General features: G+C 67.9%; 27 protein-coding genes. 9 read left to right on the forward strand and 18 right to left on the reverse strand.

The genetic code is table 11. The features are described 5' to 3' along the window. Positions 1-59 precede the first annotated feature (59 nt). Positions 60-1646 carry a glycosyltransferase family 39 protein gene (locus GPX89_RS41280; RefSeq protein WP_157393217.1) on the reverse strand — a complete coding sequence of 529 codons (1587 nt, stop codon included), beginning with the start codon at positions 1644-1646 and terminating at the stop codon, positions 60-62. A gap of 261 nt (positions 1647-1907) precedes the next feature. Here GPX89_RS41280 and GPX89_RS41285 point away from each other — a divergent pair, with 261 nt between their 5' ends. Then, a complete protein-coding gene (locus tag GPX89_RS41285) occupies positions 1908-3098 on the forward strand; it encodes a Rieske 2Fe-2S domain-containing protein (protein WP_157393218.1) in 1191 nt (396 codons plus the stop codon). Between the two features lie 71 nt (positions 3099-3169). Here GPX89_RS41285 and GPX89_RS41290 read toward each other — a convergent pair whose 3' ends face one another. Beyond that, a complete protein-coding gene (locus tag GPX89_RS41290; RefSeq protein ID WP_328602903.1) occupies positions 3170-3592 on the reverse strand; it encodes a hypothetical protein in 423 nt (140 codons plus the stop codon). Positions 3593-3684: 92 nt separating this feature from the next. Between GPX89_RS41290 and GPX89_RS41295 the strand changes: the two genes are divergently transcribed. Next, complete coding sequence (locus GPX89_RS41295; protein ID WP_157393219.1) at positions 3685-4248, forward strand: TetR/AcrR family transcriptional regulator; 564 nt, start codon at positions 3685-3687, stop codon at positions 4246-4248. Positions 4249-4451: 203 nt separating this feature from the next. Here the strand turns inward: GPX89_RS41295 and GPX89_RS41300 are convergent, their stop codons facing one another. Both GPX89_RS41300 and GPX89_RS41305 read right to left on the reverse strand, forming a co-directional pair. Then, positions 4452-4649 carry a hypothetical protein gene (locus GPX89_RS41300; protein WP_157393220.1) on the reverse strand — a complete coding sequence of 66 codons (198 nt, stop codon included), beginning with the start codon at positions 4647-4649 and terminating at the stop codon, positions 4452-4454. A gap of 73 nt (positions 4650-4722) precedes the next feature. After that, complete coding sequence (locus tag GPX89_RS41305; protein ID WP_045438682.1) at positions 4723-4956, reverse strand: BldC family transcriptional regulator; 234 nt, start codon at positions 4954-4956, stop codon at positions 4723-4725. 220 nt (positions 4957-5176) lie between these two features. Between GPX89_RS41305 and GPX89_RS41310 the strand changes: the two genes are divergently transcribed. Then, the gene (locus tag GPX89_RS41310; RefSeq protein WP_328602904.1) at positions 5177-5488 is read left to right on the forward strand and encodes a DUF4229 domain-containing protein; all 312 of its coding nucleotides are present in this window, start codon (positions 5177-5179) and stop codon (positions 5486-5488) included. Then, complete coding sequence (cds1, locus tag GPX89_RS41315) at positions 5485-6570, forward strand: L-cysteine desulfhydrase Cds1 (RefSeq protein WP_328602905.1); 1086 nt, start codon at positions 5485-5487, stop codon at positions 6568-6570. The genes GPX89_RS41310 and cds1 overlap by 4 nt, the downstream gene beginning before the upstream one ends. A 38-nt stretch (positions 6571-6608) precedes the next feature. Here the strand turns inward: cds1 and GPX89_RS41320 are convergent, their stop codons facing one another. After that, complete coding sequence (locus GPX89_RS41320) at positions 6609-7493, reverse strand: helix-turn-helix domain-containing protein (RefSeq protein ID WP_157393221.1); 885 nt, start codon at positions 7491-7493, stop codon at positions 6609-6611. Between the two features lie 140 nt (positions 7494-7633). Here GPX89_RS41320 and GPX89_RS41325 point away from each other — a divergent pair, with 140 nt between their 5' ends. The 4 genes from GPX89_RS41325 to GPX89_RS41340 all read left to right on the forward strand — a co-directional run bounded on the left by GPX89_RS41325 (position 7634) and on the right by GPX89_RS41340 (position 9298). Continuing rightward, positions 7634-7918, forward strand: a complete 285-nt coding sequence (locus GPX89_RS41325) for a hypothetical protein (RefSeq protein WP_157393222.1) — start codon at positions 7634-7636, stop codon at positions 7916-7918. 121 nt (positions 7919-8039) lie between these two features. Further along, positions 8040-8261: a helix-turn-helix domain-containing protein gene (locus tag GPX89_RS41330; RefSeq protein WP_147207290.1), complete on the forward strand. Its 222-nt coding sequence runs from the start codon at positions 8040-8042 to the stop codon at positions 8259-8261. Then, on the forward strand, positions 8261-8851 hold the full coding sequence (locus tag GPX89_RS41335; protein WP_157393223.1) for a Clp protease N-terminal domain-containing protein: 591 nt from the start codon (positions 8261-8263) through the stop codon (positions 8849-8851). Before GPX89_RS41330 ends, GPX89_RS41335 begins: the two co-directional genes overlap by 1 nt. A gap of 63 nt (positions 8852-8914) precedes the next feature. After that, positions 8915-9298 (forward strand): phage holin family protein, encoded by a 384-nt coding sequence (locus tag GPX89_RS41340; RefSeq protein ID WP_157393224.1) that lies wholly within the window; start codon positions 8915-8917, stop codon positions 9296-9298. Positions 9299-9315: 17 nt separating this feature from the next. Here the strand turns inward: GPX89_RS41340 and GPX89_RS41345 are convergent, their stop codons facing one another. Then, complete coding sequence (locus GPX89_RS41345; protein ID WP_157393225.1) at positions 9316-10191, reverse strand: 1,4-dihydroxy-2-naphthoate polyprenyltransferase; 876 nt, start codon at positions 10189-10191, stop codon at positions 9316-9318. A gap of 72 nt (positions 10192-10263) precedes the next feature. After that, on the reverse strand, positions 10264-10719 hold the full coding sequence (locus GPX89_RS41350) for an SRPBCC family protein (RefSeq protein ID WP_157393226.1): 456 nt from the start codon (positions 10717-10719) through the stop codon (positions 10264-10266). Between the two features lie 161 nt (positions 10720-10880). Here GPX89_RS41350 and GPX89_RS44105 point away from each other — a divergent pair, with 161 nt between their 5' ends. After that, positions 10881-14570, forward strand: a complete 3690-nt coding sequence (locus tag GPX89_RS44105) for an AfsR/SARP family transcriptional regulator (protein ID WP_198347835.1) — start codon at positions 10881-10883, stop codon at positions 14568-14570. On the opposite strand, the gene GPX89_RS41360 is transcribed toward GPX89_RS44105, so the two are convergent. The 11 genes from GPX89_RS41360 to GPX89_RS41410 all read right to left on the reverse strand — a co-directional run bounded on the left by GPX89_RS41360 (position 14567) and on the right by GPX89_RS41410 (position 23327). After that, on the reverse strand, positions 14567-15436 hold the full coding sequence (locus GPX89_RS41360) for a cytochrome c biogenesis CcdA family protein (RefSeq protein WP_157393227.1): 870 nt from the start codon (positions 15434-15436) through the stop codon (positions 14567-14569). The two genes, GPX89_RS44105 and GPX89_RS41360, sit on opposite strands and share 4 nt — an antisense overlap. Continuing rightward, on the reverse strand, positions 15433-16179 hold the full coding sequence (locus GPX89_RS41365; RefSeq protein WP_157393228.1) for a DsbA family protein: 747 nt from the start codon (positions 16177-16179) through the stop codon (positions 15433-15435). Before GPX89_RS41365 ends, GPX89_RS41360 begins: the two co-directional genes overlap by 4 nt. Positions 16180-16240: 61 nt before the next feature. Beyond that, positions 16241-16672 carry a hypothetical protein gene (locus tag GPX89_RS41370; RefSeq protein WP_157393229.1) on the reverse strand — a complete coding sequence of 144 codons (432 nt, stop codon included), beginning with the start codon at positions 16670-16672 and terminating at the stop codon, positions 16241-16243. Positions 16673-16773: 101 nt separating this feature from the next. After that, a complete protein-coding gene (locus GPX89_RS41375) occupies positions 16774-17613 on the reverse strand; it encodes an ABC transporter permease (RefSeq protein WP_157393230.1) in 840 nt (279 codons plus the stop codon). Next, on the reverse strand, positions 17610-18620 hold the full coding sequence (locus tag GPX89_RS41380; protein ID WP_157393231.1) for an ATP-binding cassette domain-containing protein: 1011 nt from the start codon (positions 18618-18620) through the stop codon (positions 17610-17612). Before GPX89_RS41380 ends, GPX89_RS41375 begins: the two co-directional genes overlap by 4 nt. A gap of 150 nt (positions 18621-18770) precedes the next feature. Then, positions 18771-19907 (reverse strand): o-succinylbenzoate--CoA ligase, encoded by a 1137-nt coding sequence (gene menE / locus GPX89_RS41385; RefSeq protein ID WP_157393288.1) that lies wholly within the window; start codon positions 19905-19907, stop codon positions 18771-18773. 109 nt (positions 19908-20016) lie between these two features. After that, complete coding sequence (locus GPX89_RS41390; protein ID WP_407939568.1) at positions 20017-20379, reverse strand: DUF3349 domain-containing protein; 363 nt, start codon at positions 20377-20379, stop codon at positions 20017-20019. 25 nt (positions 20380-20404) lie between these two features. Beyond that, a complete protein-coding gene (locus GPX89_RS41395; protein ID WP_157393232.1) occupies positions 20405-20674 on the reverse strand; it encodes a hypothetical protein in 270 nt (89 codons plus the stop codon). 9 nt (positions 20675-20683) lie between these two features. Continuing rightward, the gene (locus GPX89_RS41400; protein ID WP_328602907.1) at positions 20684-21907 is read right to left on the reverse strand and encodes an inorganic phosphate transporter; all 1224 of its coding nucleotides are present in this window, start codon (positions 21905-21907) and stop codon (positions 20684-20686) included. 96 nt (positions 21908-22003) lie between these two features. Continuing rightward, a complete protein-coding gene (locus GPX89_RS41405) occupies positions 22004-22393 on the reverse strand; it encodes a VOC family protein (protein ID WP_157393233.1) in 390 nt (129 codons plus the stop codon). A 40-nt stretch (positions 22394-22433) separates the two neighbouring features. Further along, positions 22434-23327: a 1,4-dihydroxy-2-naphthoyl-CoA synthase gene (locus GPX89_RS41410; RefSeq protein WP_328602866.1), complete on the reverse strand. Its 894-nt coding sequence runs from the start codon at positions 23325-23327 to the stop codon at positions 22434-22436. Between the last annotated feature and the right edge of the window lie 112 nt (positions 23328-23439).

The following is a 23439-nucleotide window of genomic DNA, read 5'->3' on the forward strand; positions in this document are numbered from 1 at the left end:
GAACTGACGCAGGCTAGCAGGAATTTGAAGCATCGATAAGTAACTTTGCTGCGGGTTGGTCAGATACCGCTCGGGAAGGTGAGGGTTTGGAGGCCGGGCCAGACTTCGGACCAGGGCTTCAGGGGGTCGCGGCAGATGTAGACGGTCATGAGGCGTTCCAGGCCGGGGAGTCCGTTGGGGTCGTTGATCTTGCGGACTTCGGTGGTGGAGGCGAACTTCGAGAGGAAGTCCTTGTCGCCTACGCCGTCTACGGAAAGGTAGACGATGGTGCGGGCGGAGTCGGAGGGTGGGCCGAAGTAGCCCCAGCCTCGGTTGGGGGAGTAGATCGGGGGGAGGTTGTAGTCGCGGCCGAATTCTTCCAGGGCGCTTGCTTGGACGTAGGCGGCGGCTACTACCGCGGTGTTGGCGCGCTCGGACTCCGGGAGGGACTTCACGGCGTCGTTCACGGCGGAGGTGAAGGTGGTGTAACCGTCTGGGCCGAACCAGGATTCGCGGATCCAGTATTGGGCTTGGTCGGTGATCGGGCCCTTCGTGGTCAGGCTCTTGGGGAGGGGGATCCAGGCCTGGGTGACCGGGACCTCGATCATCCAGACGGTGAACAGGACCGCGGACAGGACAGCCACGGCGTTGACCCAGCGGGCGATGAGGCGCTTGGCCTCGACGGTGCCGAGGGCGTACGCGCCCGCACCCAGGAGGGCGGGCCAGAAGCCCGCGATGTAGTAGGAGCGGCCGTTCTCGACCAGCACCACCGTGAGCAGGATCAGACCCGCGATGAGGGCGAAACGGTAGGGGCGCAAGGCTTCCAGGCGGACCAGGCCCCACAGGCCGAAGATGCTGAGCAGGCCGCCGATCAGGCCGCACTGGAAGGCGATCTCGATCGCGCAGATCAGCGGGCCGGTGTTGGCGGCGTGCTGTTCCTGGGCGATGATCTCGGTCATCTGGGATTCCACCCAGCCGTGCTGGGTCTGCCAGATGATGCCGGGAATCATGGCGACGACCATGATCAGGGTGCCGATATAGAGGGCGGGGCGGCGCAGCACCTCGCGCGGGCCGGCGATCAGGACGCCGATGCCGAGCATCGCCCACACGCCCGGCACCATCCACTTGGCCTGGAAGGCCAGCGCGGCCGCGACCCCGGCGGCGATCAGCAGCCAGTCCTGACGGGTGCGCACCCAGCGGATCAGCAGGTAGACGATCAGCGCCTGGAGCGGGATGTCGAAAGTCAGTGTGATCAGCTGGATCTGGTCGAAGGCCAGCGGTGAGACGGCGTAGCCGAGGGCGGCGAGGATCTGGTACCGCGGTGCGGCGCCGAGCTCCCGTGCGGTCGCCGCCGAGACCACCGCCGCGGCCGCCATCAGCAACAGCGCTGGAATCCGCAGTCCCAGTACCGAACCCGGCGCGATCAGATCCATGATGTGCGCGACGAACGGCGCCAGCGGACCCTGATCCGGGTACGCCCAGGCCAGCCGCCGCCCGGCCGCGAGGAAGTACAGCTCGTCACCGAAGAAGTTGATTCGCGCCGCGGCGATGCCCATGACGGCGGCGAAGCCGAGGGAGACGGCCAGCACGCCCTTCCAGGCGAACGGCGGTGGCGCGGCGACGGGTTCGACCGCGCCCATCTGGGGCGCCGTATCGGTGGTGGCCATCAATCCTCCAGAGACGACAAAGACGCCCGGCGGAAACCGAATTTCGGCTGTGCCGGGCGTCGATCAGCTGCAGAATAGCCGGTTTGTGAAGATCGGTCGCCCCCGGCGTTTCCGGGGCTTGCCCGGACGGTCCGCGCCGGTTCGGATCGGCGGTGAGAAAGAAGCTCTTTCCAATGAGCCCTACCGATGAGTACCGGGGCGTTGTACCGTATTAAGCGTCAGTGATTAGAACACGTTCTAGTTTTCGAAACGGGAGTCATCATGGCAATGGCGCCGCAGGGTCGGGTCGGCAAGGTGCGAGAGATCGATGTGGGTACCGCGCCGACGCGCTACGCGCGCGGCTGGCACTGTCTCGGGCTCGCCAAGACGTATCGGGACGGGAAGCCGCATCAGGTTTCGGCGTTCGGCACCAAGCTCGTGGTGTTCGCCGACAGCAAGGGCGAGTTGCACGTGCTCGATTCCTACTGCCGCCACCTCGGCGGCGATCTGAGCATGGGTGAGATCAAGGGTGATTCGATCGCCTGCCCGTTCCACGACTGGCGCTGGGGCGGCAATGGCAAGTGCACCGGGATCCCCTACGCGCGGCGCGTGCCCCCGCTGGCGCGGACCCGCTCGTGGATCACGTTGGAGCGCAACGATCAGCTGTTCGTGTGGCACGACCACGAGGGCAATCCGCCGACCGACGAGGTGACCATCCCCTATATCGAGGGCCCGTACACCAATGCCGACGGCAGCGGATCGGAAACCCTCGGCGACGGCTGGACCGAATGGACATGGGAGTCCATGGTGATCGAGGGCTCCAACTGCCGCGAGATCATCGACAACGTCGTGGACATGGCGCACTTCTTCTACATCCACTTCGCGTACCCGACCTTCTTCAAGAACGTCTTCGAGGGGCATATCGCGACGCAGTACCTGGATTCCACGGCCCGCCCGGACAAGGGCATGGCCACCCAGTACGGCGGCAATTCCACGCTGAAGTCGGTGGCGTCCTACTTCGGTCCGTCCTACATGGTCAATCCGCTGCTCAACAACTACAGCGGCTTCGAGCTCGAGACCGTCCTGATCAACTGCCACTACCCGATCTCGCAGGACGCCTTCGTGCTGCAGTACGGCATGTCGGTGCGCAAGCCGACCGGTGTGGACGATGACGCGGCCGATCGGATCGCGAAGAAGATGACCAAGGGGATCGGCGAGGGCTTCCTGCAGGACGTCGAGATCTGGAAGCACAAGTCCAAGATCGAGAATCCGCTGCTGACCGAGGAGGACGGGCCGGTCTACCAGCTGCGTCGCTGGTACGACCAGTTCTACGTGGACGTCGCCGACATCGACCCGAAGGCGGTGCAGCGCTTCGAATTCGAGGTCGACACCACCAAGGCCAACCAAGCCTGGGAGGCCGAGGTCGCCGAGAACATGCGGCGCAAGGCCGAAGAGGACGCGGTCACCAACTGACCGCCGGTCCGGGACAGTGACGACGCGGCCCGGGCGGGGCGAGATAGCGGCTCGCCCCGCCCGGGTCCGTCTCACTGCGCGGCGGCGGTGACCGCGGCGATCAGGGCTTCGCCGGTGTAGGCACGCCCGCCGATGCCCCACGCACCGTCGGGCGCGTTGAGGATATTGACCCAGATGTCTTCGCGCGCATGGCCTTCGACGGTGAGCCCGTCGACGATATCGGTGGCCGCGACGATGAACGCGGCCCGGGCGGCCGGATCCGGCAGCCCGATATTGGGCAGTTTGAGCTCGACCATGACGATCGGCCGGTTCACGCCACCGGCGTAGATGTCCGACGCGGGCAGCAGATGCACTGTGCCGCCGATGATTCCGGTGAAGAAGTCGTTGCCGGTGCCGCCGCTGATCTCGGCGAGGGCGGCGGAGAGGGCGGGCAGGACGTCGCGTTCGCCGCGGGGACTGAGGACGCCGCGGGGTGCGGTCACGGTGATGGGCACGGGTTTCTCCGTTCTCGTCGCGCTAGTACGTACGTACTAGCGATTCGAGTGTGTACTAGTATGGCCGTACTAGTCAACGGTGGGAGGAAAACATGGCGGCGACGACACGGGACCGGATGATCGACGCGGCCATCGACGCACTGCAGAAGAAGGGCGTCGCGGGCATGTCCTTCACCGCAGTCCTCGAGGCCAGCGGCGCGGCCCGCGGCGCGATCTATCACCACTTCCCCGGCGGCAAGGCCGAATTGGTGGCCAGCGCCGCCGCGCGCAACGGCGACCAGGTCCGCGAACGCCTCGCCGCGCTCCCCGCTCCCGGCCCGCAGGTTCTGGTCGAAGCCTTCCTGGAACTGGTCCGCCCGGTGGTGGCGGAATCCGCTCGCGGCGCGGGCTGCGCGGTCGCGGCCGTCACCGTCGATCCGGACAGCGGCGACCTGCGCACCGTGGCCGCGACCGCATTCGATTCCTGGACAACGACTCTGGCCGAGCGACTCACCGCCGCCGGTGTCGAACCGCCCGCGGCGACCGATCTGGCCACCACCCTGCTCACCCTGCTGCAGGGCGCACACGTCCTCTGCCGTGCGGAGGGAACCATCGAGCCCTTCGACCGGATGTCGCGCGCCGCCATCGATCTTGTGCGACACCGCTTCCCGGCCTAACCTCCGCCCGACTCATCCCGAATTGTCGGTGAGGTGGTTGTAGACCGTCGGTTCGGCGAGCTCATGTCGAGCATTCCGGAGCTGGTTTTCGCCTGAGACGCGGTGTCGAAAACGACGCGTCCCCCGCGGAGTGCGCTGGCGCGGTTCCGCGGGGGACGGTCACATTTGTCTCTATAGCTAACTGGTTGGCAAGCTTCGATGAATCAGGTGGATTCGCCATCGCGATGCTCTCGGGAGAGCTTTGCGAGGAAATCCGGATCGTCTTCTGGACCGATGATGCGGTTGCGCCGAGTGGGTGCTGGGCCGGTGCCGGCCGATCGCTGGGGTCCGAAAGCCTTCCAGCACAGCATCGCGATGGCCACGACCGCGATGAGTGCCAACAGGTACGTCACGTCGCTCACCTCCTGACAACGAGGGTAATCCGAGTGCGTACCCGAGGCACGTGAAGCGTGCGGTAATCCTGATGAATCGGTGTTACACGCGGGTGGCCTCGGTGGTGAGGGACCGCAGGAGTTGCATGACTTCGGATTCGCGGAACCGGCGGTGACCGCCCGGTGTCCGCAGGGAGCCGAGCCGACCTGCGTGAGCCCAGCGGGTCACGGTCTTCGGATCGACGTGGAACAGGGCGGCGACCTGGCCAGGGGTAAGCAGAGTGTCCTGGCCGGAGACGGAACCCAATGCGCGGCTCGGCGCGGTGAACGCAGTCATTCGCAAACCTTTCCGTTTCGACAGATCCCTCATCAGTAGCGACATCGTTGCACTGCACCCCTCGGGTGTTCGAACGGTCTCGCTTTGGTAAAGGGGAAGTAATAGACAAAACGGATATCCGTTATGTGTTTACGGTCACGTTTGAATTCCGCGCAGCGAACATCCAGCGACCTCTGGGTCACCGGCGGCGGCCGGGACCCGGTCACCTACGCTGTTCTGCGTGAGTGACGCAACCCCGACCGACGGTGCGGGCCGCCGCCTGGCCCGAAACTTGGCCCTCTACACGGTCGCCCGGCTCGGAATGGTCGCCGTCATCGCCGCGATCATCATGGGTGTGGCCGCCGTCGTGCACGTGGCCATCCCGCTCATCGTGGCTCTGCTGTTCGCGCTGCTCATCGCCATGCCGCTGTCGCTGCTGCTGTTCAAGAAGCTGCGCACGCAGGTCAACAAGGACATCGGCGCGTTCGACGCCAACCGCCGCAAGGAACGCGACCAGCTGCGGTCGCGCCTGCAGGGCCGGGACGAGCAGTGAAGCGCTGCGATCGCAGCGCACCCCGGGCCTGGGTCGACAATGCCGTCCGCCTCATCGACGCCGACACCCAGCGCAGCGCCGATACCCATTTGCTGAGGTATCCGCTGCCCGAGGAGTGGGGCGTTCAGCTCTATCTGAAGGACGAATCCACACACCCGACAGGCAGTCTCAAACACCGCCTGGCGAGATCGCTGTTCCTGTACGCCATCTGCAACGGCTGGGTCACGGAGGGCACCACGGTGGTGGAGGCTTCCTCGGGCTCGACCGCCATCAGCGAGGCGTATTTCGCCAGGATGCTGGGCCTGGACTTCGTGGCCGTGGTGCCGGCCAAGACCTCACCGGAGAAGCTCGCGCTCATCGAGGCGCAGGGCGGGCGCTGCCATCTGGTCGACCGGGCCCCCGATATCTATGCGGAGGCAGCCCGTTTGGCCGACGAGACCGGCGGCCACTACATGGACCAGTTCACCAACGCCGAGCGGGCCACCGACTGGCGCGGCAACAACAACATCGCCGAATCCATCTTCCAGCAGATGACTTTGGAGACCCATCCGGTGCCGGAGTGGGTGGTGGTGGGCGCGGGGACCGGCGGCACCAGCGCGACCATCGGCCGCTACCTGCGCTACAAGCGGCACGCGACCCGACTGGCGGTGGTGGATCCGGAGAACTCGGCCTTTTACGGCGGCTACGAGGTCGCTGACCTCGGGTATCAGACCGGAATGCCGTCGCGGATCGAGGGTATCGGGCGACCGCGGGTGGAGCCCTCCTTCGTGCCGAGCGTCGTGGATTGCATGGTCGAGGTGCCCGACGCCGCCTCGGTGGCGACCGCCCGGCATGCCAGTGCGGTGCTCGGCCGCCGGGTGGGCGGGTCGACGGGGACCAACCTGTGGGGTGCCTTTGCCCTGATTGCCGACATGATCGCCGCGGACCGTACCGGCAGTGTGGTGACGCTCCTGTGCGACGGCGGAGACCGTTATGCCGGAACCTATTTCAATGACGAATGGGTTGCCGACCAGGGGCTGAGCTTGATCGAGCCGACCGCGGTCCTGACCGAATTCATCGCCACCGGTACTTGGTCGGGCTAGTTTTCGCACGGCACGACGGGTCGGTCGATAACCGTTGATCACCCATCGAGAAGATTGCCATTTATTTGCTGTAGCGGTTTTGTCGGGGTCGGGTCGTTAGCTTGCGCAGTGGGTTCCGAGGTCACCGGTCGGTTTTCTTCGCCTCGGATGGTGTTAATAGGGCTTGACGTTTCGGGCCGCTGGCGCACCACCGGACGGGTCACCGCGGCGGGCTGATCGACCGGAGTGCCGAGCACCAACATCCACGACTGCAGGGTCGATTGGGTCCGCCACATATTGATCCGCAACTCGGTGATGGACAGCGTCTGTGGATCGCGGACCAGCTTGACCAGATGCAGGCGCTCGGACGCGACCGCGTCGGAACGCCACATCAGCGCGAAGTCCGAATCGGTGAGGCACTTCCCGAGAATCTGCGCGCCGCGTTCGTTCTCGCCGCTGCGGGCCAGTTGCAGGCGGAAGCGGCTGGCCGCCATCCGGGTCTCGGCGTCCCAGTTCACCATCACGGTGCGCGCGATCGGATTGAAGATGAGCCATTCCAGGTAGTTGGTGCCGGGCTCGAGCTCGCGGAAGAACTCCTGGTGCGCGGCATTGACCGCGACGATGTCGTAGAGCTCGGTGATGTAGGCGCCGATCGCGGGGTTGAGCAGGTCCAGGTACTCCTGGTCGGCCGGGGTGGGGTGGTCGGCCTCGACCCGGGGGAGCGGGCCTTCGGCCAGCACCAGGGCGTACTCGAATTCGGCGGGCGGCAGTTTCAGTGCGGTGCCGAGGGATTCGATCACGCGGCGCGAGGGGTTGGCGCCGCCTTCGATCTTGGTCAGGTAGGGGACCGAGAGGTTGGCCAACCAGGCCAGTTGTGGACGCGTGAGATTCGCGGTGGTGCGACGCTGGCGAATGTACTCGCCGAACGTGGGAACTCCATCCATTTATTTAGGCTGACCTTACTAGTATGGCCGTCGGGTACACGCTCGGTTGCCGACGGATCCTGCTGTGGTCTCCGGGTGAGGAGCGGCACGGTAATCCGTTCTGCTCCAATAGTTTGGAACAACAACAAACAGGAGAAAAATTGGGGCAGCAACCGCGGCCGGTTCTAGATGTCAATGTCACAGTCGGGCCCTGGGTCATCTCCTCGGTGCGTGGCCTGCGTGCGCGGTCGAAGTACGGTGAGGTCGGCAATGCCTGGGAGCCCGCGGCTTTCGGGCTGTACCGGGACCGGGACGGTGACATCTGGGAGAAGGGACCGCAGGGCTGGCGGCTGCAGTTGCAGGGTGGTGTGCCCGTCGATCCGGACACCATCTGGGACTGGTCGGACTCGGTTCGCGAGTTCGCGCCCTTCACTCCTTGGGGCTGAACGACACTCGCCCCACCTGCTCTCGTCTCCGTCGTCACGTGATGTCCGCTGACGGCGAACACCCTTCCGGATGTGTCAATTTTCGTTGACGCGCCGTGAATGTCAACGTAAATTGACACTCATGAGTGAAGCAACGACTCTGGCGGCCGCCGCCGGCAGCCCCGACCCCCAGGTCGGGCTCCGCGCGGTGCTCGCACTGCGCCGGTTGCTCGAGCGGCTCGAAGCCATTCAGGTCACCAATGCCCGCACCCAGGGCTGGTCCTGGCAGGCCATCGCCGACGCGCTCGAGGTCAGCCGGCAGGCGGTCCACCAGAAGTACAACCGGAAGGGCGGTATCCGCTGATGTTCGAACGATTCGACAAGGCGGCCAAATTCGCGATCGTCATGGCGCAGGAGGAAGCCCGGGAGCTGTGCTCGTCGACCATCGAGGTCGAGCACGTGCTGCTGGGACTGCTCGTCGCCCCGGACACGGGCCTGCGGGAAATCCTTGCCGCGCACGGGCTCACCGCCGACACGGTGCGAGAGGCCCTGGCCCGCAAGCGGACCGGCGAACCCCTCGGCGAGGAGGACGCCGCGGCCCTGCGATCCATCGGCATCGACCTCGACGCCGTGCGCGAGAGCCTGGAGGCCACCTTCGGCGAGAACGCCCTCGATCGAGCCGATGTGCCACAAGGGAAATGGCGCTGGGGCAAGTACTGGGGCGCGGAAGGCGGCCCGCGCGGCCACATTCCGTTCACCAAGGAATCCAAGAAGGTCATCGAGCTGTCCCTGCGCGAGGCGCTGGCACGCAAGGACGACCACATCGAGGCCGCGCACCTGATGCTGGCCGTGCTGCGCGCGCCCAACGACGTCACCCGCCGCCTGCTCGGGGACGAGACCGCGCAGCACACGCTGCGCGACGCGGTGACCGGCTACCTGGACCGCGCGGCCTGATCGGCACCGCGCCGCACCCCGGATATCCGGCCTCCCCGATGATCTCGCCCTACGATCGGGGGCATGACGACGCTCCTCATCCGTCTGCTGATCAACGGCGTGGCGATCTGGCTGGCCGCTGCCTGGGTGCACGGCATCGAGATCAAGACCCCCGAAGACACCACCTCGAGCAAGATCCTGGTGATCGCCGCCATCACCGTCGTGTTCGCCCTGGTGAACACCCTGGTGAAGCCGCTGGTGAAGGTGCTCTCGTTCCCGTTCATCGTGGTCTCGCTGGGCCTGTTCCTGCTGGTGATCAACGCGCTCATGCTGTGGCTGACCGCGAAGATCACCGGCACCACGGATTACGGCCTGCGGGTGGACGGCTTCTGGGCCGCGGTCCTCGGCGGCATCATCGTCTCGGTGGTGAACTGGGTGCTCGGCGTCCTCGTACCCGACAACGACTAGGCCGTCCCCGACCGGGACTAGAGCCCGGAGATCGTCAGCGCGACGGCGGTCAGGACGGCCCAGACCAGCATCGCCAGACCGGTACCGGCCAGGGCGGGAATCAGACCCGGCCCGTTCTTGCCGGACCGCACCGGCTCATTGGCCTTGAACGCCAGCGGCAGGGCGATCAGCCCGGCCAGCGCCCACGGGGTGCGCGCCACCAGCACCAGGCTCGCCAGGAACGGCACCGCCAGCAGCACCAGATGCAGTGTGCGGGTGCGCGTGTCACCCAGGCGCACGGCCAGGGTCAGCTTGCCGGACTCGGTATCGGTGGGAATGTCGCGCAGGTTGTTGGTGACCAGCACCGCGCTGGAGAACGAGCCGACCGCCACCGCGCACGCCAGCCCGGCCCAATCCACCCGGCCGGCCTGCACGAACTCGGTGCCCAGCACCGCGACCAGGCCGAAGAACACGAATACCGCGATCTCACCGAAACCGCTGTAGCCGTACGGGTTCCGGCCGCCGGTGTAGAACCAGGCCCCGGCCAGGCAACCCGCGCCCACCAGGATCAGCCACCAGGCGCTGGTGGCGACCAGCACCAGGCCGATCACCGCGCCCAGCGACAGGCAGGCGACGGCGGCATTGCGGACCGACGCTGGGGTGGCCAGCTTGGAACCGACCAGCCGCAGCGGGCCGACCCGTTCGTCATCGGTGCCGCGAATGCCGTCGGAGTAGTCGTTGGCGTAGTTGACGCCGATGATCAGGGCCACCGAAAGCAGCAGGCACAGTATCGCTTTCCACCACACGAACCCCCCGATCGAGACGGCCGCCCCCGTCCCCGCCAGCACCGGGGCGATGGCGTTGGGCAGGGTGCGCGGCCGCGCGCCCTCGATCCACTGCGCTGCTGTAGCCATGCATCGCAGCGTAATGCGAGGACCGGCGGCCGCGCCCACCCGAGTGACAGGGCTCGCGCGCCGGGGCGGGGGTCAGGCCTCGGCGGCGGCCTTGAGCTGGGCCAGACCCTTCTCGAAATCCTTGCCCACCAGGCGATCCATCGGCACGAGCTTGCCGACGATCGCCATGATCCCGTTCTGGTGACCGGTCATGCGCCAGGTCACCGCGGTGGTGTCGCCCGCCGGGCGGAACTCGAAGGTGACCTGGTTGCTCGCCTTGAACGGCTTCTCGAAGTTCAGCTGGATGCCGATCTCCTCGGAGGTGGCCGAGGTGATCTCCATGTCGCCGCGCCCGGCCTTGCGATTGCCGTTCCAGAAATAGCGGGCCCCGATGCCGCGATCGGCCCCGCTGTAGACGCGCTCCATGGCGGGGTCCGTGTCCTCCCACGGAGACCATTTGCGCCACTGGTGAAAATCGTCGATGAGTGCCTGCACCTGCACGGGATCGGCCTTGATGACCGTTTCCCGGTGAATGTCGAATTCGGCCATGTCCTGAGCGTAGGCGTTCGCGTGCCACCGCGGCCCGCCCTCGATAAATCCGGTTGAGCCGGGCCGGGCGCGTCGGGTAAGCCGGGGGCCGGACCGATGGCCGTCCAACCGGCCCGGCGGATCGGGCGTCGGTCCCCTCTCTCACCTACGATTGGCGAGGAATGTATTCGGAAAAAGGCAGTTCGAGCAGCACGGGAAGCGCGCGGGTGGCGAACGTGGGCGACTCGACCCTGGTGGCCCTGCTGGGCGAGGTCGCATTGCGGCGCGACGGTGCGCTCGCCGCCGTACCCGGAGCCCGGGCCCGCCTGCTGGTCGCCGCCCTGGCCTCCCACCCGGGCCGCAGTCGCAGCGCCCAGGCGCTGATCGACGACATCTGGGGTGAGACCCCGCCGCGCGCGCCCATGAACGCGCTGCACACCCAGGTCTCCCGGCTGCGCTCCGCGCTGCCCGAGGGCGCACTGGAGATCGGCCCGGCCGGATACCGCCTGGTCCTCGCCCCCGACCAGGTCGACCTGACCCTGGCGGGGCAGCTGGAAAAGCAAGCCCGCCAAGCCCATTCCGCCGGCGACGACCCCGCCTGCCTGGACCTGCTGACCGCCGCCCGCGCCCTGTGGCGCGGCGAACCGGCCGCCGATCTGCCGCCCGGCCCGGTCGCCGACGAGCTCGCCGCCCTCGCCGCGACCCGCCGCCGCGCCCTCGACGCCCTGGAACTGTCGGCCCGCGAAGCCGTCGGCGACCTGCCCGCCGCCATCGATCTGGCCCAGCACGCCGTGGCCGCCGACCCGTTCGACGAGCCCGCCCACGCCACCCTCATGCGCCTGCTCGCCGCGGCGGGCCGCACCAACGAGGCCCTCGATGTCTTCGCGACCCTGCGCACCCGCCTGGTCGACCAACTCGGCGCGGACCCGGGTCCTGCGCTGGTGGCATTGAATACCGCCATCCTGCGCGGAGAACCGCTGCCGGGACAGCCGACACGGGGAATCACGCCCGGTGTGGGATCGAGACGCGTGGCGGGCACGGCATCGCCGACGGATAGTGCTGCGGCGCAGTCGTATACGTCGTCGCATCCCGAGGCGGATGCGGCTGACCCCGGCGCGCACGTGCCCGAGGCTCGCGGTGGTGTCCATCGCCCGGACGTGCTGACCGGTGTAGGGGCGCGTGGACTTTCCGCTGTGCCGGACGACGGGGACGGACCGGCCGGATATCCGGCAACGACCGCCGGTACGACGCCCGCATTCACGGAAATGTCTCGTACGCAGGGGAATTCGCAGAACATCGGGCGCGGATCGGGCAGTGACGGCTCGGGCTCTGCGCACTCTCGGGCAGTCGGGTTCGCGCAAGCGGCGGTGGCGCGGCAACAGGTAGGCGAGGCGGCGATCGGATTGCGCGCCGCGCCGAATCCGCTGCTGGGGCGGGAAGCGGATCTGACCGCGTTGCTCGAGCTGCTCGGTACGTCGCGAGTGGTGACGGTGCTCGGACCGGGTGGGACCGGAAAGACCCGGATCGCCAACGAATTGGGTGCGCGAACGGCGCACGACACCGCCGTGGTGCTGGTGGAATTGGCCTCGCTGCGGGCCGACCCGGAGAGCACGGCCGATACCCGGCTAGAGATCGAGGCCGCCATCGCGGCAACCCTCGGCGTCGCCGACATGGGCCGCGAGACGAATCTGCTGCGGCAGGTCCAGGGGCGGGACATCCGGCAGCGGCTGCGCGCCGCACTCGGAGTGGGCCCGACCCTGTTGATTCTCGACAACTGTGAGCACCTCATCGAGCCGGTGGCGGAGATGGTGGCCGACCTGGTCGGCGTGAGCGATCAGCTGACCATTCTCACCACCAGTCGCGCACCGCTGGAGATCACGGCCGAGGCCGTGTATCCCTTGCCGCCGTTGACCATCGACGCGGCCGGATCGCCCGCCACCGATCTGTTCGCGGCCCGGGCCCGCGCGGTCCGGCCGTCGGTGCGGATGGATCCCGAGGTGGTCGCCCGGCTCTGCCGCACCCTCGACGGCCTGCCGCTGGCCATCGAACTCGCGGCGGCGCGGGTGCGCACCATGAGCGTCGAGGAGATCGAATCCCGGCTCGATCACCGATTCGCATTGCTGCGCACCGGTGATCGCAGCTCGCCGCAGCGGCATCGCACCCTGCACGCGGTGATCGAATGGAGCTGGAACCTGCTGGACGAGCCGCAGCGGGTGGCATTGCGCCGATTGTGCCGGTTCTCAGCGGGATTCACGCTCGCCGCCGCCGAGACCGTCCTGTCCGGGGCCGAGATCGACGACCCCGCAACGGCTGTCGACGGCCTGGTCGGCCAGTCGTTGCTGACCGTGCTCGAAGACGACGAGGGCGGCACCCGCTACCGGATGCTGGAGACGGTCCGCGAATTCGGGGAGGAACAGCTCGCCTTCACCGGCGAATCCGACCTGGTGATGAACCGAATGTCCCAGTGGGCCAGGGATATCGCGGTGGCGGCGGCCCGCCGATACCAGAGCGGCGAGCAGGTGGCGGCGGCGCTCGACATGGGCGCGGAGATGGACAATCTCCTCGCGGTGCTGCGCTACGCGCTCGAGCGGCGCGACACCGAGACCGTGCACACGGTCTTCCCGATCCTGTCGGCGCTGTGGGTGCTGCGCGGGGCGCATGCCGAACTGATCAGCTGGTCACCGCGCATCATCGCCCTGCCGCCGCAGACCCACCCGAGGGTCGAGACCGAGACCGATCTCTACGTCTACGGCCAGTTGATGCTGGGCCTGCACATGTCCTTCGGCGGCGACCTGCGCCGCATAGCCCGGGTCAGGACGGCCATCCGCCGGATCCTGGCCTCGGCCGCGCCCATGAGTCCGGTCTCCCGCTACCTCGGTGAACTGGTCACCCAGCCCCGCAACACCACCCAGCTGGGCCGCAGGCTCAGCGCCGGGGTGCGATCAGCGGACCGGATGACCCAGATGGCCGCGCTGATGTTGCGGGCCAATCTGTGCGAGAACATCGGCCTGGTCCATCAATCGATGCGCGACGGCGAGACGGCCTTGCGCATCAATGGCGACGGGGACACCTGGAGCACCGCCATGACCTGCCAGCATCTGGCGAGCTTGCACGGCCAGTCGGCGCGCTACGCCCAGGCGGTCGACTACTACCGGCGCGCGGTGGACCTGTTGGAGGATCTCCGGGCCTGGGACGAGGCCGCGGAGATGCGTTCCTTCCTCGCCGTGACACTGGCCGGTGCGGGGCAGCCGGCGGAGGCGCGGCGCGGGCTCGAACCCGCGCTCCGCGCGCTCGGCGGCCTGCCGCTCGACGTTCCGGTGACGAAGCCGAATTACCGCCTCGCCGCCGCCTCCGCCGCCATGGCGGAAGTCGAACTCGCCGAAGGGGATATCGACACCGGGCTGCGCCGCTTCCGCTACATGCTGCCGCTCATGAACTGGCCGCACGATGTCGGTGTGCCGGGACCGGGGACCCTGATCCTGGTCGCCGCCGCCATCGACGCGCACGTGCTGAACGGCCGCGCCGACGAGATGACGCGCCCCGCGGCCGACCTGATCGATGTCAGCCTGCGCATGCTGGCCCAGTTCTACGATCTGCCGCAGCTCGGCGCGGTGGGCTGCGCGATCGGAAGCTACCTGCTCGCCACCGGGCAGCACCTTGACAGCGCCCTGGAGCTGGTGGTCCTGACGCCGAAAGTCTTCGGACGTCAGGACTATCCGTCTCAGCAGTGGAGCGTTCACCTCGACCTGCATCGCCCGGCGCTGGGTGAGGCGCGGGTGGCGGCCGCCCTGGACGCGGTGGCCGGACTGGGCCGCCGCAAGGCCGCCGACCGGATCATGGAACGCCTGAAGGCGGTCGCGGGCACGTTCTAGGTTTCCGAGCCCACCGGTTCCCGATCCGGTTCGCGATCCTCGGTGCGGTCCGAGCGCAGCAGCCGCCAGGCGATCGCGCCCAGGGCGATCGCGCCGAGCACCAGCAGCACCGTCGTGTTCGACACCAGGTCGCCGAGTCGGCGGACTCGGTTCTCCATCGCGAATTCGGTGTCGGCGCTGAGGATTCCGGGTAGAGCCGCGGTGCCGTCGAAGGCGAGGAACAGGACGCCGAGGGCAATGAAGAACAGCCCCGACAGCACCGAGGTGGTGTGGAGATCGATGCGGCCGAGCCGGAAGCTGCGGCCGCGCAGCCACTTTCGCCTGCCCAGCTCGAAGCGGTCCCAGAGGGAGGCCAGGACGAACAGCGGGGCGGCCAGGCCCAGGGCGTAGACCGCGAGCAGCAGGCCGCCCTGGACCGGGGAACCGCCGACGGCCGCGACCGCGAGGATCGAGCCCAGGATCGGGCCCGCGCAGAACCCGGCCAGGCCGTAGACCAGCCCGAGCAGGTAGACCGCGCCCGCCTGCTCGGGCCGGCCCCGCCCGGCGGCCGCGCGCTGGGCGAAGCCGAAAGCGAAACCGCGGCCGAGGATTTGGACGACACCGAGCACGATGATGGTCCAGCCGCCGATGGCGATGAGCAGCTCGCGATGCCCGACCAGTACCCGACCGGCCAGCGAGCCCGCCGCGCCGAGCGGGACCAGGGTGGTGCACAGGCCCAGGTAGAACAGGCCGGTCCGGGCCAGCAGTCGGCCCCGGGATTCGAAGGAGTAGGCGAAGAAACTGGGCAGCAGCAGCGCGCTGCACGGGCTGAGCAGTGCCAGCAGCCCGCCCAGGAAGGCCGCGAAAAAGCCGATGCCGCCGGTCATTCCGTGGCCTGCCCGGTGGCGGCGCGCGCCGCCTCGATGCTCGCGCGGAACTGCTCGATCGGCTGCGCGCCCAGAATCGGGCGGCCGTTGACGAGGAACGCCGGGGTGGAATTGACGCCGATGCCGATGCCCTCGTTCACATCGGCCTGTACGGCCGCGGTGGCGGCCGAAGAAGCGAGGTCGGCGCGGAACTTCTCGATATCGGGCACGCCCGCCTCGCCCGCCAGATCGACGAGCTTGTCGCGGGTGAACGCGCCGGTGTTCTTCTTCTCGGGGGCGTGATCGAACAACGCCCGGTGGTACTCCCAGAACTTGCCCTGCTGTCCGGCCGCCCACGCGGCCCGCGACGCGTCCTCGGACTCGGCTCCGAAAATCGCCAGGCTGCGCCATTCGATGCGCAGTACGCCCTGGTCGACGTACTGGGAAACGAGCTGGGGTTCGATCTTGGTGGCGAAGACCTTGCAGAACGGGCACTGGAAATCCGAGTACTCGACCATGACGACCGGGGCGTCGGCGCGGCCCAGGGCCAGCGGATCGCGGGCATCGCGCTTGGCCAGCGTCGCCAGTTGCGCGTACAGGGGATTGGTCTCGGTCGGCGCGGCGACCGGCTCATCGGGCTTCTTGTCGGCGCCGAGCATTTGGATCGCCGCGATCGCGAGCAGCCCGACGGCCGCGATGAGGGCGAGACCGGCGAAGGTCCTTCTGGTTTTGAGGGTGGCGGGATTCTTGCGCTTTCGGGACATGCGAGTACTCCTCAACGGCCGCATGGAGAATGACGAAAAGGTGCTGGATCATTCAGGGGGTCTAAATGATCAGCACGGTCGTCAGGTGCGGAGCCGCCACCGGAGGGGTGGGTGCGCGCGGTTGCTTCCCGATCGAAAGCTGCTGGGGCGTCCGGAATTCCGGGTCGAGAACGGCGCAGGCGGCGGCGAGTTGGTCGCCGAGCGCGCGGGGCGGGCTGACGAGCATGCCGGTGGGATCGGAGGCCGGATGCTCCTGTTTGCGACAGGCGGGGGCCGGATCGAGGGCCGGATGCCCGGAATCCTTGGTGACCCGCGTATCGAGCGCGGTGACGGAAACCGTCGGCGTGCTCGAATCGAGCAGTGAAATCCGCTGTGACGAGCCCCATCCCGCGACCGCGGCGATGAGCCCCAGGACAATCAGGACTCCCGCGAAGAGCGCACCCCGAGAGAGCCGAACGGACCTTCGGCTGATCGAGGCGGGAGCGGGATTCACCGGACCGACCATAACAGGGCCGGGCATACCCCTGGCAAACAGAAAGGCCCGCCCATCGATTTCTCGATGGGCGGGCCTCCCAACCGCGGGGCGCGGGCGCGTCAGGCGCGCCGCATGTACGCCTTCACCGCGAGCGGGGCGAAGATCGCGATCACGGCCACCGAGCCGATGATCGAATACACCAGGTTGTGGCTGTAGACGTTGTCGTTCATCAGCTCACGGGCTGCATTCACCATGTAGTAGATCGGGTTGGCCTTGTTGACGCCCTGCAGCCAGCCCGGCATGGTCGACACCGGTGTGAACGCGCCGGACATGAACGTCAGCGGGAACATGATCATCATCGAGATGCCCTGCACCGCCGGCGCGCTCTTACCCGTGATGCCGATCAACGCCCAGATCCAGCTGATCGCGAACGAGCAGAACACGACCAGCAAAGCGGCGACCACTACGGCCACGAAGCCGCCTTGCGGCCGGTAGCCGAGGACCATGCCCATGGCGATGGTGAGCACGGTCGCCAGGCCGTAGCGCACCATATCCGCCAGCAGTGCACCCGACAGTGCCGAAATACGGGCGATGGGAAGGGATTTGAAGCGGTCGAAGACGCCCTTGTCCATATCCTCCCGCATCTGGGTACCGGTAACCACGGAGGTCAGCACCACTGTCTGCACCAGCAGGCCCGGGATAAGGATCGGCAGGTAGCCCGAGACGCTGTGCGCGATGGCCCCGCCGAAGATGCCCGCGAACAGTGCGGTGAACAGAATCGGCTGGATCGTGACATCGAACAGCTGCTCGGGGTTGTGCTTGATCTTGAGGATTCCGCGGTAGGCCATGGTGAACGAGTTCGCCACCGCCTGCTTGAACGGAATGTGGTTGCTCACTTCGGGAATGGGTGCGGCCTCGGCCGCGTGCCGCCCAGCGGGGGCGGAGAGAGTCGTGGTCATGCCGCGCTCCGTTCGGTCTCGTCGGTGTCGTTCTCGGCCGCGTGCCCGGTGAGCGCGAAGAAGACTTCGTCCAGGCTCGGCTTGGCGACGTTGATCTCGTCGACCCGGATGTCGTGCTCACGCAACCGGATCAGGATGTCGGTGGTGATACTGGGGTCGGGCAGGGGAGCGGTGATACGCCCCGCCTCGGGGGTGATGGTGGCCTCGACGGTCCGGCCCGCCGCGCGGGACAGCAACTCGCCCACCAGGTTCCGGGCCTCCTCGATGCGATCGCGCTCGGCCAGCGTCAGCTGCAGCGCGGACAGGCCGACCGAGGACTTGAGCTGATCGGAGGTGCCGTCGGCGATGACCTTGCCGTGGTCGATGACCGCGATCCGGTCGGCCAGCTGGTCGGCCTCGTCCAGATACTGCGTGGTGAGCAGCACGGTCGAGCCCTCCCGCACCAGGCGGCGGATGGTGTCCCACATCTGGGCGCGGGTGCGCGGGTCGAGGCCGGTGGTCGGCTCGTCCAGGAACAGCAGCGGCGGGCGCGAGATCAGGCTGGCAGCCAGATCCAGGCGTCGGCGCATGCCGCCGGAGAAGTTCTCCAGCGCCTTGTCGGCGGCGTCGGTCAGCCCGAACTCCTCGAGCAGTTCGGCCGCCTTGCGCCGCGAGTCGCTCCGGGACAGACCCAGCAGACGCGAGAAGATGACGAGATTCTCGGTGGCCGAGAGCTTTTCGTCGACGGACGCGTACTGTCCCGTGACGCCGATCAGCGAGCGCACCGCGGTGGGCTCGGCGATCACGTCGTGGCCGAAGATGCGGGCGCTGCCGCCGTCGGGGCGCAGCAGGGTCGCGAGCATGCGGATGGTGGTGGTCTTGCCGGCTCCGTTGGGTCCGAGCACGCCGTAGACAGCCCCCCGCGGCACCGCGAGACTCACGCCGTCAACGGCCCGCTGCTCCCCGAAGACCTTGACCAAGCCCTCAGCCTCGATGGCGAGTGCCTCAGCAGGTGTGTAAGAAGTCATGCGATAACCATGGGGTGGGCCCCTTGCGCCCACCTTGCACGGCGATTGCGTCACCGACGCAAGCAACGACGGCGCTCACGCAAGAACGCGATGTATCAGCGTAAATAGCCGATATATCGACGCAAGCGGTCGATAGTGTGCCGCGCCGAATCAGTTCGGCGAGGCGGCCAGCAGTACCTGACGCAGCTTCGCCCGGTCGGGCTTGCCCGGCCCCCGCAGCGGAAGTTCGTCCAGCACGGCCAGTTCGCGCGGGGCGGCGATGGCGTCGAGTTCGGCGACCACGTGCTCACGGAGTTCGTCGAGGGTCGGGGCCGTCGCGCCCGGGGCCGGGACGATGGCCGTCGCCACTCGCTGCCCGAGACGGTCGTCGGGGAGGCCGAGGACCACGCATTCGGAGACGGCCGGGTGCGTGATCAGGACGGCCTCGACGACCTGGGGGATGACCAGCAGGCCGCCGGTCATGATGGCCTCGTCGAGGCGACCGGTGATGCTGAGCACGCCATTGTCGAAATGGCCCGCGTCCTCGGTGCGGAACCAGCCGGGTTCGGCGAAGGCGGGGTGGTCGGCGATATTGCGGTAGCCCTTGGCGACCATGTCGCCGCCGAGCAGCACGCGGCCGTCCTCGATGCGTACCTTCGTGCCCGTCAGGGGTACTCCCTCGTACACGCAGCCGCCGCAGGTTTCGCTCATGCCGTAGGTGCGGAAGACGGTGATGCCCGCCGCACGGGCCCGTTCCAGCACCGGCTTCGGCGTCGCTGCCCCGCCGACCAGGACGGCGTCCAGCGAGGCCAGCGCCTCGGTGGCGGCGGGCTCGTCGAGGGCCTTGATGAGCTGGGTCGGGACCAGCGAGGTGTAGCGGCGTTCGCCGCGCATGCTCGCGATCGCGCCGACCAGCGCCTCGGGCAGGAAGCCGCCGGAGACATCGAGGGTGATCGGTTCGGTGCCCGCCAGAATGCTGCGCAAGAGCACCTGAATGCCCGCGATGTGATGGGTCGGCAGCGCCAGCAACCACTGCCCGGGCCCGCCCAGTCGCTCGTGGGTGGCGTCGCCGCTGGCCCGCAGATTGGCCGGGGTGAGCATGGCGCCCTTGGGGTTTCCGGTGGTGCCGGAGGTGGTGACCACCAGGGCCACCTCGTCGTCGATCTCCTCGCCGGGCCGCAGGCTGCCGCTCAGGCGCTGGGTCTCGCGGCGGTCGGCGGTCGGGACCGGGAGCCAGGCGGGGCCGTTGCCCTCCAGAGCCTCTCGGAGATGCGGCAATACTTCGCCCACCGCTGCGCCGGTGGGCATGGGAAGAATTCGGAGGGTATTGCTCACGTTCGCGATCGTGTCATTCCGTGGAGTGGCGGCGCGCGGAGGGGTCGGCGCCCGGGTGTCGATGCTGCAGGGTCTCGTGCGGTCAGTCGGACGTCGGTGTCGCCAGTGGCCATCCACCGGCTGCGAGCCTGGAGGCCACCCGAGCGATATCGTCCTCGCCGGGCTGCTCCTTGGCAACTCGGGCAATCGCCGCCTCGATGTCGGCGCGGTCGATGCCGGAGGCGGCCACCCGCTCGCGAATGAGCTCCTCCACCACCAGGTGCACCTCGTAGTCGGTGAGCCGCCGGTGCAGCACCGCCAGCAGCGCCACATAGTCCGACTGCGGAATGCCCTGCGGATATCCCGCTTTCAACCAGTCCAGCACCTTGGTCAGCACATTCAGCCGCGACGGCGGAATGGGAGCCGGGTCCGTCGGGGACCGGTCGGGGCGTTCGGGGGTGCTCACGAGCGTGCCTTTCGATCAGGCGGCGTCACGCGCCGAGCAGGTGAATACCGAGTCGGCTGGCCAGGAATCCGCGTGCGATGAAGAGCACACCGGCCACCACCGCGATCATGACCACGCCGAAGCAGAGCAGCGAGGCGGCCAGCGCGGCGGTGCGGGTGGCACCGGTCGCGCCGTCGTCCACCTGCGCCCGGAAGCGGATGCCGACGGCGAAGACGGTCGGCAGCCCGGCGCCGAAGATCAAGGCCGCCAGCATGACCCGCCACAGGTCGGAGAGGTTGTGCAACAGGGTGTGCATCGCGGTCTCCTAACCGATTCCGACGGTGTCGTCATTGCGGCGGGCCGGGGTGTCGTCAGCGTGGTGTTGCGCCGGAGCCGGTGTCGCGGCCGCGCCGCCGTCCCACTCATCGGTCACGTTGTGCGCGTTGACTTCCTCGCGCTTGGACCGGAGCCAGATGAACGCGGCCATGGCGATCAGCAGCGCCAGCACCACCAGCACGCCCGCGGTGCCGCCGATGCCGTGCAGGATGCCCCAGCAGATCGCGCCCACCACACCGGCCAGCGGCAGCGTCAGCACCCAGGCCGTCACCATGCGCCCGAGCACGCCCCAGCGCACCTCCGCGCCGGGCCGTCCGATGCCCGAGCCGAGGATGGATCCGGTCACCACCTGGGTGGTCGAGAGCGGCAGGCCGAAGTGGGCCGAGGTGAGAATGATCGCCGCGCTGGTGGATTCGGCGGCGAAGCCCTGCGGCGGCGCGATGTCGACCAGGCCCTTGCCCAGCGTGCGGATGATGCGCCAGCCGCCCAGGCAGGTGCCGGCGGCCATGGCGATGGCGCAGGACACGATCACCCACAGCGGCAGCGGATCGCTGGCCTTGGCGGTGCCGTGCGCGATGAGCGCCAGGAAGATGATGCCCATGGTCTTCTGCGCGTCATTGGTGCCGTGCGCCAGCGAGACCAGGGAGGCGGTGCCGATCTGCCCCCAGCGGAATCCGCGTGACACGGTCTTCTCGTTGCTGCCCTTTGTGACCCGGTACACCACCCAGGAGGCGATCGAGGCCACCAGCGCCGCGACGATCGGGGAGAGCACGGCCGGGATGATGATCTTCGCGAGCACGCCTTTGCTGCCCGCGGTCCAGATCACCCCGTGCCAGCCCAGCGCCGCGATGGTCGAGCCGATGAGACCGCCGAACAGGGCGTGTGAGGAACTTGACGGCAAACCCAACAACCAGGTGAACAGATTCCACAGAATGCCGCCGACCAGACCGGCGAAGACGATGTCGAGCAGTGCCCGCCCGCTCACCTCCGACAGGTCCACGATGCCCTCGGCCACCGTCGCGGCGACCGCGACGCTGAGGAATGCGCCTATCAGATTGAGGGCCCCGGACAGGAGTACGGCGGTACGCGGCCGTAGCGCCCCGGTGGCGATGGAGGTGGCCATCGCGTTCGCGGTGTCATGGAATCCGTTGGTGAAGTCGAACGCCAAGGCTGTGCAAACAACGATCAGCAGAACGAGCAGTTCGGCAGACACACCGATCAGTTTGCGCTATACCCTTTACGCTCCGTTAACCGGTGCCCCCCGACGCATTTCACAGTTACCTCCGTGCTAAGGAGCGGGCGCGGGTGGTCAGTCGCCCCGGATGTCCCTCCGGAGCGGGTGATTCGCCGGGATCTCCACGAAGACGAGCGGCACGCCGTCCGGATCGCTGACCCACATTTCGACGAGCCCCCACGGTTCGCGTTTCGGCGCACGGTCGATCGCGACCCCGCGCAGCGCGAGTTCGGCCGCGGTGTCGCCACAATCACGCACCTGCAACCAGATGGCTCCCGCGAACCCGGCCGGATCCCCGTCCTCGCGCCCGTGCCCGGCCACCTCGATCAGCGACTGCCCGGCGAAAAAGACCGTCCCACCTGGATACTCGCGGGCGATGGCCAACCCCAGCGCATCGCGGTAGAACCCCAGCGTCCGTTCATAGTCGCGCGGTCGCAGGATGACCCGACTGCTCAGTATCTCCATGAGTGCAGCATGACAGCCGGACGTTTGCTCTTCCTGGAAATCAGAAGTAGTACGGGTAGGGCTTCCAGTCGGGTTGGCGCTTCTCGAGGAAGGCGTCGCGGCCTTCGACCGCTTCGTCGGTCATGTAGGCCAGGCGGGTGGCCTCGCCGGCGAAGAGCTGCTGGCCGACCAGTCCGTCGTCTTGGAGGTTGAAGGCGTACTTCAGCATTCGGATGGCCTGGGGCGACTTGCCGAGGATGTCGGCGGTCCATTCCAGGGCGACGTCTTCGAGTTGCTCGTGGTCCACGACGGCGTTGACCGCGCCCATCTGGTGCATCTCTTCGGCGGTGTAGGGCCGTCCCAGGAAGAAGATCTCGCGAGCGAACTTCTGTCCCACCATCTTCGCCAGGTACGCGCTGCCGTAGCCGGCGTCGAAGCTGCCCACGTCGGCGTCGGTCTGCTTGAACCGGGCGTGCTCGCGCGAGGCCAGTGTCAGGTCGCAGGTGACGTGCAGGCTGTGTCCGCCGCCCGCGGCCCAGCCGTTGACCAGTGCGATGACCACCTTGGGCATGAAGCGGATGAGTCGCTGCACCTCGAGGATGTGCAGGCGTCCGGCGCGGGCCACGTCCACGGTGTCGGCGGTCTCGCCGGAGGCGTACTGGTAGCCGCTGCGGCCGCGGATGCGTTGGTCGCCGCCGGAGCAGAAGGCCCAGCCGCCGTCGCGGGGGCTGGGGCCGTTGCCGGTGAGCAGGACCGCGCCGACGTCGGAGGTCATGCGGGCGTGGTCGAGGGCGCGGTAGAGCTCGTCGACGGTGTGGGGGCGGAAGGCGTTGCGTACTTCGGGGCGATCGAAGGCGATCCGTACCGTGCCCTGCTCGACATGCCGGTGGTAGGTGATGTCGGTGAGGTTCTCGAATCCCGGAACGGGCCGCCACAGTGTCGCATTGAAGGTCACGGGTCTGAACATACTGTTCCGGTTGCGCGCGTGGTGAAGGCCCACCGCAGTTCGGCGCGGGGTTTTGCATGTCACTCGATTTCGTGGCGGCGGAATTCGGCCATCCGACAAG

Source organism: Nocardia terrae (genome assembly GCF_009760405.1).
In the GTDB taxonomy this organism is placed as follows: domain Bacteria; phylum Actinomycetota; class Actinomycetes; order Mycobacteriales; family Mycobacteriaceae; genus Nocardia; species Nocardia terrae.